The following is a 10,959-nucleotide window of genomic DNA, read 5'->3' as shown; positions in this document are numbered from 1 at the left end:
CCCACCTCCCCCCTCCCACCTCCCACCTTGAGGTGGGCTGCTGCCGATGTCGGCCGTGACCTGCAATGCTGCTCTACGGAAGCATGTCCAAGAGTTTTGTCCAATCGATTTGACGCTGTCCTTTTGAGACAAGCCACACAAAATATTCCGCAGCCATATCTCCATCCTTGAAAATCGCTATAGCGCTACGACTTCCCCGCTCCTTGGCATAAATGTAGAACTTGTCGTCAACTAGTTCGATGCCATAGGGTTCTACGTCATTTTTTGAACGAAATTCCCCATCATTGATTTCCCAGTCTGGCCGCGGAACGTCCTTCAGCGCGCGCTCAATCAGCAAAAAAATGCGTCTATGACTTGCGTCCAACGCTCCGGGTTTTTTGCTTGGATACGTTAGAGGTCTGTTGAACTCATCGGCGAAATAGTTTGGGACATTTATTGATCGCGTCATGGCGAAATCTTCTCTAGGAAGCCTCTGCGAATCAGATTATTAATAGTCATGCCGGTACCGACTGTCGTTTCATACTGCAAACCCATTCCCTCCCTCCCAAACCATGGCATCACTCGGCTTTCTTGAACTGAAAACGGCTTTTTGACGATGTAGACGTCATGCAACGCCGTATTGGTGGTATCTGAAAGTGCCCGTTGGTCAAGAGGGGTGCCTGCCGGAGCCAAGAAGCTCGATTTATTGCTCGTTTCACCATATCGATCCAGCTTCTGTCCCACCTTGAGTTCCACGATCTGCTCAGTTCCGGGCACCTTGCCATTCTCCGGCGGCCACCACGTCTTGCCATCCGCCGTCTTCCACCCCGCTCGCTCGGCGCTGACGATTTCCTGTGCCACTTGGCTGAACCGCGCATCGTCGGTATGGATGGCAACCTCGCGCATGCGGGTCGCGATGGTCTCGGCTTCTCTGGCCGCCAAGGCTTTCGCTTCCACGTGGCGCACGGTCGCGCCATAGCCGGTTTGCGCCAGCTTGGTCGTTACCACGGTGGCTACCGAGCCGATGGCCAGTGCATCAACCATCGCCTCACCCCGGACTTGAGGGTCTTCACTGCCAAGGCGTTGCTGCAACTCTGCCGGCAAACCCGCAATGCCCTGCGCCAACGCCACGGCCGTGTCGGTCCATCCCAGGTTCAGCACCGCTGTCGTCAGCTCATACGCCATGACGCCCGAACCGGTAACCAAGCCCGCAGGTGTGACCTTGGCTAGACCCCTACCGACTCCGACCAGGTAGTTGGCGCGGTCCTGGCAGGCCGAGGCATTGCATTGAAGCTGATCCAGACCGCGACGAATGATGGTCTGGGCGTTGCTCTCCATGTCGAGGATCAAGCTCACGTCATCAGGCTTGATCCCCTTGTCCAACATGCTTTCGATCGCTGCGTACCCTGCGCGGTAGGCCGCCTTGAGCTCTTCGCAGTTGCCCGTTGTCTTGCAGTTGAGCAACTCGATGTCGTTAGCCACGCTCGTGCGATACGCATCGTCAAATGCCTTGTCGCGACAGGCTTGGCTGTCACCGCAGGCCCTGAGCCGGGCTTCGAGACTCTCCACGTCCGCGTGCTTCAGATAGTTGTTGACGGTGGCCGTATACGTCACGCTGGCCGCATCGAACGCCGAGCCCAGCAGCGTTGACGCGGCCGCCATCAAGGTCTTGAACTCCGGGCTCCTGGGGTCGATGCCTTGACCTTGCAGGTAATCGGCCAGTACCGGTGTGAGCTGTTCGTTGAGCATCGCCGCCGTCACGGCCTTGCCAACATCCGTGCCCGCCACCTTGGCCTGGATCAACCCCGCCATGCCATGCAGTGCCGTCTTCTGCCAACCACCATCGGGCCAGCCTTGGGCTTGCGCCACATCGCCGATGGCGTTGGTGATCACAGCACCGATGGTGTTCGCCGCGATCTGGTTCTCGCGCGCTTCCTGCTGCTGGGCTTTCAGTTCTTGCGCCTGCTGCAGCGTGAGCTGGTTCGTCAGGGATTGATTGGCCGTGCTCGCGTCGCGGTTCGTCAGGGCGGCCACGTTTTCGGCGCTCTGGGCATCAGTGCCCGTGACCGTGATGTTCGCCGGGCTGATCACGCTTTGCGTGCTGCTGGTCTGCGTGATGTTCTCGGGCAAGCCCCGCTCACCCACCTCGTTGGCCAGCACGTTCCCGACCACGTTGGTCGCGATGGTCGCCACGAGCCCGGCCCCACCATATCCCAGGCTCATCGACTCGCTCTCGGCATATGTGGTCTGGGTGTTGGTGAGGTCGCTGTAGGTGAGGCTGCCGGTGGTGAGCCGGTTCTTGTCCGGTGTGGCGCTGCTGGTGATGGCCGCACCCTGCAGGTCGGTGTTGCCGGTGACGGTGATGTCGAAGCCACCGGCGCCGGCGGCGATGCCGCTTTGCTGGTTCACGCTTGTGAAGTCGTGATCAACCTGCTCCTTGGCCGTACTCACCGAGCCGGTCACCACGTTGCCGTAGCAGAGGGGCGGCACGCACAGGCTCACGCTGAAGCCCGAACTCTTCTGGTCGGAGTCGTATTGGCTCGTGTCCTGCAGGGTCTGGATGTTCAGGTTGCCACCGATGTCGGCGATGACGGCGTCGCCGGCCAGCTGCGCGCCGCGCAGCTTGGTGTCGGCCCCGCTGCGCACGGTGAGGGTATGGGTCGCGGTGACCACCGCGTTGTCGTGCGTGGTCTCGCTGCCCTCGCCGCTGCCCCTGGCCCGGCTCGCGCTGACCTGGAAGCTGATGCCGTTCTGTTCACCGAAGCCGAAGGTCACGCCCAGGCCAGCGCTGCTGCCGCTGTGGGTGCTGTCCAGGGTGGCGGTGTTCTTCGCGGCTTGCAGATCGATGTCGCCAGCGGCCTGCAGGCCGATGTCTTGCGCCTGCAGCTTCGCGCCCACGGCTTTGAGGTCGCCTTCGCGGGCCTGGATGTCGATCTGGCCGGCCTGGATGACGGTGCCGGCTTGCTGGGTGGTGGTCTGTTGCTCGTTCTGGCGTGACTTGCTGCTGCCGATGGAGGCGCTGATGCCGATGCCCGCTGCGCCGGGGTCGCCGGGCTGTGCCGCAGTGCCCGCAGAGGCGGTGAAGTCCGCCCCCGGGGTGCCCGCGAGTTTGTAGGCGTCGTACCCGGCCTTGAGGGCCGCAGCAGCCTGCAGGCGCTCGTTGTCGGTGTGGCGGGCCGTCTGCACCGCGTCGCCCAGCTGGGTGATGAGGCCGCCGACCACACCGCTGAGCTGGCTGCCGATGGTGAAGTTCTTGCTCTGGGCGCGGAACTCGCTGTTGCTCTGGCTGTCGGCCGTGCCCAGCGTGACGCTGTTGCCCGAGAGCGCCACGGTGTCCTGCGCCAGCAGCGTGCCACCCTGCGTGTTCACGTTGCCGGCGCCCGTGCCCTGGTGCTGGTTGTCGGTGCCGGCGATGAGGGTGAGGTTGCCGGCGTTGGCGCTGAGCAGGCTTTGCACCGCCGTCTCACTCGTGCTGGTGCCGTCCTGGCCGGAGCGGGTCTGGCCGAAGGCGGTGAAGCGCCCGCTGGCGCCGGCGTCGATGCCGATGGTGGTGGACTTGGCGTGGGCCTCGTTGGTGCTGCTCAGCGTGTCGCGGGCGGCTTCCACGCCAACATCGCGCCCGGCGATGACGGTGAGGTCGGTATCGGCGATGACCACACTGGAGCGCACGACAGCATCTCGCCCTGCCTGCACGGTGACATCGCCGCCGGTGACACTGCTGCCGGACTGGGTCGCCGCCTCGTAGGTCTGGGTGGCGTTCTGGCGGCTCTTGCCGTAGGACACGCCGTCCATCAGGTCGGCGCTGAGACCGGACTTCTTGACCTCCGAGAAGTAGGACCCCGATTCGGTGTTCTGCTCGGAGGCGATGGTCACATCGCGCCCGGCGTCGAGCAGCAGGAGGTCCTGCGCGTTGACGCTGCTGCCCTGGATCTGGATGTCCTGGCCGGCCTGCAGCACCACGTTGGCGCCCGAGAACCCCGAGCCCTGCGCCACGTCGCTGGCCGAGCGCTTCACCTCTTCGGTGCTCTTCTTGCTCAGCACACCCTTGCGCTGGATGTGCACGCTGGTGGCGCTCTCGCTCACCGCTCTGCCGGCCTGCAGCGTGATGTCGTTGCCGGCTTGCACGCTCAAGTCACCCAGTGCGTTCACATTGGCTGCGCGCGCCACAACGTCGTTTCCGGCGCGCAGCTGAGCGTCACCCAGGGCCTGCACGTTGGTGCCGATCTCCTGGCGCTGGCTGTGGCGCTGGTAATTCTTGGCGTTGTATTCCGTGTTGTCGCTGCTGCCCACAGTCACGGTCTGCAGGTGAACGTCGCGCCCGGCCTGGATCGTGGTGCTGCCCGTGGTCGATGCGTTGCCCACACTGGCGCCTTGCAGGTTTACGTCGCGGCCCGCATTCACGATCAGGGCGGCGCCGTCGGCATCGCCTGCTTGCAGAGCGCCCACGCGAGCCAGCTCGGTGCGGCGCTGGTTGACGTAAGTGCTCTCGAACGACGTACCGTGCGTGGTGCTGATCACGCTGACGTCGCGCCCGGCGCTGGCCACCAGGGTGTGCCCGCCCTGCAGCAGACCACCGATGTGGGTGATGTCGCGCCCGGCCTGCAGCAGCACGCTGTCGCCGGCCAGCATGCCACCGTTGTTGACGATGTCCTGTGCGATGTCCAGGCGCACGTTCTCGCCGGCGATGAGTGCGCCAGCAGGGGTGATCTCGCCGTCCCCGATCTGGCGCACGTAGACCTGCGGCACGAGGGCGGAGGTGCGGTGGCCATCGGGTAACACCACCACGCGCTCGACCAGCCACACCAGGTCGGTGGTGAGCTGAGCCATCTGCTCGGCCGACAGCGCCACGCCGGGTATCAGGTTCCAGGCCTGTGCGTGGGCCACGCCGGCTTCCATCAGCGCCAGGAACTGGGCCTCGTCGCTGGTGTGACCCGGCAGAAAGCGCCGCCCCGTGAGCTGCGCCACCTGCTCGCGCACGAGCTTCTGTTCGAAGAAGCCATCGCCCAGGCGCTTGTGCAGCGCGGCCGGGTCGCTGGCGAGCGCGCTCAGCAGGTAGTCGCTGCCCAGCCACAGGCTGTGGTGGGTAAAGCGTGGGTCGATCTCGACCAGGTAGGCGCTGTCGGGGGCGGCAGGGCGCAGCAGCGCGCTGGGCGGCACGCTGAGCGCATCGTTCGGTCCCGGTGTGGATACACCCAGGAAACCGAGCCCGTTGGCGGGCAGGCCGGTGCTGCGTGCCAGATCGGTGTTGCTCAGGCTCTGTGCCGCGATGCTCACCTGCTGCGCGCCGGAGAGCGTGCCGCCGGCATGGCCGACGACTTCGCTGATCTCGGGCGCGGTCCAGTCGAAGTCGCCCTGGGCGGCGGTGTGGGACGTGACCTGGAAGCTGTGCGTGCGCAGGAGCGTCTGGCCTTCGTTGGTCACGCTCGCGCCACCCGCCTGCACGTCCAGCCCGGCACCGGCCTGGATGTCGGCGTAGCGGTTGACCAGGGCGGTGCCGACGTTCAGCACCATGTCGCCGCCGGCGCGAACGGCTGCTGGTGCGCCCGCATCGAAGTTGAGACGGTCTTCGACAACGGTGTGGCGCGCCGTGCGCGAGACCTCCAGCCCCGCGTGCGTGGAAGTCAGGGCTCTTTGCGTGTCACGCAGGATCAAGCCCTGCGGATCGTTGTAGCCCGGTTGCACGACGAGCAGGGTGCAGTTCGTGCTGCAGCGTCCATAGGTTTCGCTGTAGTTCAGGGTGTTGCGCTGCCAGGAGGTGACGCTGGCGGTGCTGCTCGCGAACACATGCGCGCTGCCCGGCACCTGGTCTGGATTGGTCACGTTGTCGGTGCGCTGCTGCACGTAGAGCACCGCAGTGGTGGGCGCACCCACCGTGACCCTTTCGCGCACGCCGTAGTTGCCGGCGTACGCGCCCGAGGCGGCGAAATGGATCGAGTCGGCCGGGTCCAGCGCCACCTCGATGCGGTGGACCACGTTGCCATCGGGCGTCACCAGCGCCTCATCGCTCAGGATGGACGCGGGATCGAGCAGGTAGAACAGGTGAGGCGAGTAGTTGGAGGTGCCTTCGATGGCCACCCCGTGCTCGTTCTGGCCATTGACCCACCACGAGGGCATGGTCAGGTGGGCCGTCTGGTCGAGCAGCGTGGCCTGGTGCACGTTCGCGTTGCGGCGCTCGTTGGTCAGCGTGTCGGCGGCGATGGTCAGGTGGCCCGCAGCCTCGATGGTGGCACTGAGGTTGCTCACGGACTGCGCCGCGCCAGTGGTGTAGCCGGTGGCGGCATCAAGCCCACCACCCACGCGCAGGTCGCCGCCGCTGTAGATGAGCGCACCGTCTTCGTTGTGCAGGTTTTGCACACCGATGTCGAGCTGTCCGCGCGCTGCAATGACGGGCGCGACCGGGTCGATGGCGTCGGGCCGGTTGTTCAGGGTGTGCGCCGCGACGGCCACGCGATCGCCGTAGATCGCAGCGCCACCGAGGTTGTTCACGGTGGTGGCCTGTAACTGCACCCGGCTGGTGCCGCCGGCCTCGTTGGCGTGCACCAGGCCGCGGTTGGTGAAGGTGTCAGCGCCGATGTCGATGGCCTGGGTCGCCGAGACGGTGCCGGTGCTGCTGTTCGTCAGGTCGCCCTGGGTCTGCAGCAGCACGGTGTCGCCCGCGATGTCGCCGTCGTTGGTCAGCTGCTGCGCCCGCACGTTCAGCGCCTGCCCAGACCAGAGCGTGGAACGCGTGGCGCCGTCAATGCCGTTGCTCAGTGCCGCCGCCGTGAGCGTGAAGTCGCCGCTGCTGCCGATCTGCGCCGCCCGGGCGCCCAGGGCGCGGTTGGTGATGTCACCCGTGGCAACTTGCAGCGCGCCTTGTGAAGTGATGCGCCCGCCCGTGTTGTCGAGCGCCACGCCAGCGGTGTCGATCCGTGCGTCGCCCACCGCCTGCATGTCGCCGCGAAGGTTGGTGACCGTGCCTGCGCTGTGGATGGCGAGGCCGCCATCGCTGAGGATGGCGCCGTCGGTGTTGTCGATGGTGCCGGTGCTGTGAATGGTGAGCGTGCCGCCACCGCTTTGCGCAATCTCGCCGCCCACGTTGGACAGCGATGCGGCGTTCAGCCCGATCCGCGCCGCGCGCAGTTGGGCCCCATCGGTGACCAGCGCGCCCGCCGTGTGTGCCGTGAGGCCGCCAGCGGCCAGCGCCTGGCCTTGCAGCGCGATCTGCTGCCTGGCGTTCAGGTCGAGCGTGCCTGTGCCGTTGAGCTGACCGTCAGCCCCCAGACCCGCCGCGAGCACGGCGTTGGCGTCGCTGCGTAGCGCGGCGGCATCGAGCGAGGTGTTCTGCCCTGCAGCGATCAGGCCGCTGTCGGCGTTGTGGATGTCGCCGCCGACCACGGCGGTGGCGTTGCCGCTGGCGACGATGGTGCCGGTGTTGGTGAGCCAGCCGTCGGTGCGCAGCACCCAGTCCCCGTCGTCGGCGGCGAGGGTGCCGCGGTTGTTGACACCCAGGCCTGCAGCGGTGCCCACCAGGGTGATCTTGCCGGCGTACATGCCGCCCAGCGCGGCCACGTCGAGCAGGAACCCGGGCGCGGGGCCTGTGCCAGCCACGGGCGTGGCCTGCAGGGCAGTGCCCGAGGCGAGCGCCGGCACGTCGTTGGCGCCGAGCGCGACCGAGAGCTCGCGCGCCCACAGGCCCGCGTTGACCTGCATCGCGCGGGTAAGGATGCGGGTCTGGTCGGCGTCGCGGGTGTCCAGGCCCAGGCCGTCGATGCGCACCTCGCCGCCCCGCACCCGGAATGACTCGAGATGTCCGTTGCTCATCACCGGCGCGCCGGTGGTCAGCGTCACACCGCTGGCATTGATGAACCCGCCACCGTTGATCTCGATGCCCGCCGGGTTGGCGATGACCACTTCGGCTTGCTGGCCGGCCACCTCGACGTGCCCGCCGAGGTGGGTGGGCTGGCTGCTGTTGACCTCGTTGAGGATCACGCGCGCGCCGCCCGTGGCCAGCCAGGGATTGCCCTGCACCCAGCCGCCGAGCTGGGTGGGGGTGTCGGTGCGGCTGTTGTTGAGGATGGCGCCCTGGGCGTTCACGTCGAACTGGCTGTAGGTGTTGCGCGAGACGCCGGCGGCGCTGGGCGTGGTGATGTTGACCAGGGGGACGCCGTTGGGGGCCGTCAGTACGGTGGGGCGTTGCGCGCCGGGTGCGGTGGGATCGGCCGCGATCTGGGCCATCGCCGCGCCCACCCAGCCCAGGGCCAGCGCCAGGCTGGACAGGCGCCAGCACGACGGACGCCGCCCGGTGGACGTGGTCGTTGTCTGGCCTCCTGCATGCGAGCCGCTGCCATGGGCCGGGGCGACTTCGCTCACCGCCATGAGCAGGCCACGCGTGGCGTTGAAGACGACGCGATGGGTGTTGCGGTTCATTGCAGGTCTCCTGCTGCGTTCACGCCTCGATGGTCCGGGTCCCGGTCATGCGGCATTGCCCATCCATTCAGGACCGTGCGCGCCCGTTGCCAGACTGATTGGCGCGGAAGAATCGACGCGAAGCGTTTCAGGTGAGTCGCCGCGAAATCGTGCCTTTGCGGCCAACGTGGTGCGGTCTTGCTGGCTTCGAGAAGCCCGTACTGGGCAAGGTGTGTCGAGAGGGGCAGCCCCAGTACCTGGCGCATCCGGGCCGCGAGCTGGCCGGTGGCGCGAGTGGCTGCCATCAGAGCCTGCTCAGGCGTGAGGGCCTGGCGCCGCGCGTAGCTCAGATATACCGGATCGAGCAGGTCCTGCGCCTGCGCAAGCGTCAGCCGCAACGGTGGCATGGTCTGAGGCGGCGCGGTCTGGTCGGTCTCGGGGTCGGCAGGCAGTCCGTCGGCGACCATGGCACCGACCAGCCCCATCAGCGCTGGCAGCCGCTGGTTCACGCGATCGCTCAGGACCACGCGTCCTCGAGGCAGGTGGCGGGCACCTTGCTGCTCCACCAGCCGGAACAGCAAGGTACCCGCCATCCAGGCCGCGCAGGTGATGCAGGTCTCTGCCGGTATGCCCGCTTCATCCTGTACGTGGTAGCGCACCACGGTCTCAAGAAACGCCGCACCCTCTGCAACGGCGCCTGTTCGCTGGAGTGTTTCAGTCATGGGTCAAGTCCTCCTTGGTGGGTGTGATGGGTCGTTGCAGCTCAGAAACCAGTACCGACCCAGAAGCCCGCCGTGGTGTGGGCGGTTCTGAAGCCCTCGGGGTGGCGCAGCGGCCAGCCCGCGAACAGCTCGTAGCGCAGCGCGCCAGCGCCACCGCGCAGGCCCAGCGCCAGTCCGGTGAGGCGTGTGCCGACCAGGCGCTGGCTCGACGGGCCGCTGACCTGTCCGTGGTCCAGCGCGGCAAAGAAGGACTGGCCGCTGCCGCCCAGCGGGGTGGCGAGTTCGTTGCGCCAGAGCCAGCCGCGCTCGGCGCTCAGGCTGGATTCGCCGTCGAAGCCGCGCACCGTGTGGCGCCCGCCGATGGCGAAGCGCTCCTGCGGGCTGAGCGCGGTGAGGTTGGCCTGCGCGCGCACCTGCCCGCTGTACGTCCAGGGCTGCGTGCCCAGACGCAGCGGCGATTGCCAGCGCACGTCTGCCTGCAGCAGCTCGAAGCGCGAACTGCCCTCGCCAAAGGCTTCTTCGGGTGCGCGCAGCGCACCGAAGGCGCCGGTGCCGCGCCGGTGGTTCAGACCCAGATCCAGCGTGCCTTCCCGCACAAAGGCGCGGTGGCCGATGCCGACCTGCCAGCCCCCCACCGCACGCCGCTGCACCTCGATCTCGGTGTCATCGATGTAGTTGCGCGACTGGCGCGCAAAGGCCTTGGCGTGCAGCGTGGTCTTGCTGCTGGCGTCGCGCCGCACCAGCCAGGACAGCGTGGCCTCCTGCGAGGCGCTGCGCCCGCGGTAGGCGTAGTTCTGCGAGGCACCTGCCACGGTCTGCAGGTAGCGGTGGCGGCTGAAGTCGAATGACAGCAGGGCGTAGCCCCAGGGCAGCGAGTAGTGCCAGCTGTTGCCGCCCGTGCCCCGTCGCCCCGGATCGCCGCCGCCGAGATCGCCCTGCAGGCCCACGTAGAACAGGTCGTTGAGTCCCAGCGGGTTGTCGGCGCTGAGGGTCAGGCTGCCCTGGTAGCGGCCGGTGCTGCGCGAGCCGCTGTCGTCCACGCTGAGGTTCAGGCGCAGCGCGCGGTCCTGGCGCCACCGGATCCGCAGGTCGCTCCAGCCGGGTTCGTCGGCGGGCACGATCTCGATGTCGGCCTCCACGCCGGGCACGCGCTTGAAGTTCTCCAGCGCCTGTTCGATGTCGCGCAGGTTGAGCACAGCGCCGGGCCTGGCCGGCACGGCGCTGCGCGCCAGTGCCGGGTGGGGTTGCGGTTCGGCAAAGTGGATGTGCCGGATGCGCCCGGGCACCAGGGTGAGGGTCAGCAGTCCTTCGCTCAGGTCCTGGGGTTCCAGCAGTACCCGGCTGGTGACGAAGCCGCGCGCGAGCAGGGCGGCCTGCGCGCGCTGTACCAGCAGGCTGACGCCCCGTGCGCCGAGGCAGCGCCGCAGGGGGGCGTCCAGACCGCCCGGGCCGCCCAGCGCATCGAGCAGCCAGCCGAACGAACCGGCGCCTTCGCCGCGCAAGGCGATCTGGTGAAGGGTGAAGCAGGGGGATTCGTCTGTCGGCAGCCGCTGTGCGGGCAGGGCTTCGGGTAAGGGGGCCGAGGCGCTTCGCCCCGGCAAGGCCTGCTCGCGCTGGACGGCATCGCGCTCAAGGGCTCGGCGCTGTTCGTCCGCCGCTGTCTGCGCCTGGGCTGTCGCGCCGCATGCCGCGGCCAGCAGCCATGCGCCGATGGCACCGCTGCGCCGGCACAGGACGGCCCTCCCGCGTTTCGCTTCCCTCACCTGCTCACCCTGTTATTAGTTCCAAAGAGGTGTTTATTCTCTTTGAATCGATCAAAAACAGGTACTTAAGTGTTGTATTTTGTGAGGAGAGGTGAAAAACAGGAATC

Annotated in this window: 4 protein-coding genes; all 4 read right to left on the bottom strand. The window is 67.2% G+C overall.

The window, feature by feature from the left end; all coding sequences use genetic code 11:
- Positions 1-73 precede the first annotated feature (73 nt).
- Genes K5880_RS21190 through K5880_RS21175 form a run of 4 tightly spaced genes read right to left on the bottom strand, consistent with a single transcriptional unit; the run spans position 74 to position 10,852 of the window.
- Positions 74-448: a hypothetical protein gene (locus tag K5880_RS21190; RefSeq protein ID WP_297657263.1), complete on the bottom strand. Its 375-nt coding sequence runs from the start codon at positions 446-448 to the stop codon at positions 74-76.
- Positions 445-8,388 (bottom strand): hemagglutinin repeat-containing protein, encoded by a 7,944-nt coding sequence (locus K5880_RS21185; RefSeq protein ID WP_297657260.1) that lies wholly within the window; start codon positions 8,386-8,388, stop codon positions 445-447. Before K5880_RS21185 ends, K5880_RS21190 begins: the two co-directional genes overlap by 4 nt.
- Complete coding sequence (locus tag K5880_RS21180; protein ID WP_297657257.1) at positions 8,385-9,089, bottom strand: hypothetical protein; 705 nt, start codon at positions 9,087-9,089, stop codon at positions 8,385-8,387. Before K5880_RS21180 ends, K5880_RS21185 begins: the two co-directional genes overlap by 4 nt.
- A gap of 41 nt (positions 9,090-9,130) precedes the next feature.
- Positions 9,131-10,852 carry a ShlB/FhaC/HecB family hemolysin secretion/activation protein gene (locus K5880_RS21175; RefSeq protein ID WP_297657254.1) on the bottom strand — a complete coding sequence of 574 codons (1,722 nt, stop codon included), beginning with the start codon at positions 10,850-10,852 and terminating at the stop codon, positions 9,131-9,133.
- Positions 10,853-10,959: the final 107 nt, after the last annotated feature.

This window comes from Hydrogenophaga sp. (assembly GCF_025699295.1).
Classification (GTDB): domain Bacteria; phylum Pseudomonadota; class Gammaproteobacteria; order Burkholderiales; family Burkholderiaceae_C; genus Hydrogenophaga.
The sequence above is the reverse complement of the archived record's forward strand: the minus strand, read 5'-3'. Positions and strand labels throughout refer to the sequence as shown.

Coding starts and splice junctions, on each gene's coding strand:
- K5880_RS21180 (WP_297657257.1), bottom strand. CDS start 9,089: ATGACTGAAACACTCCAGCGAACAGGCGCCGTTGCAGAGGGTGCGGCG.
- K5880_RS21185 (WP_297657260.1), bottom strand. CDS start 8,388: ATGAACCGCAACACCCATCGCGTCGTCTTCAACGCCACGCGTGGCCTG.
- K5880_RS21190 (WP_297657263.1), bottom strand. CDS start 448: ATGACGCGATCAATAAATGTCCCAAACTATTTCGCCGATGAGTTCAAC.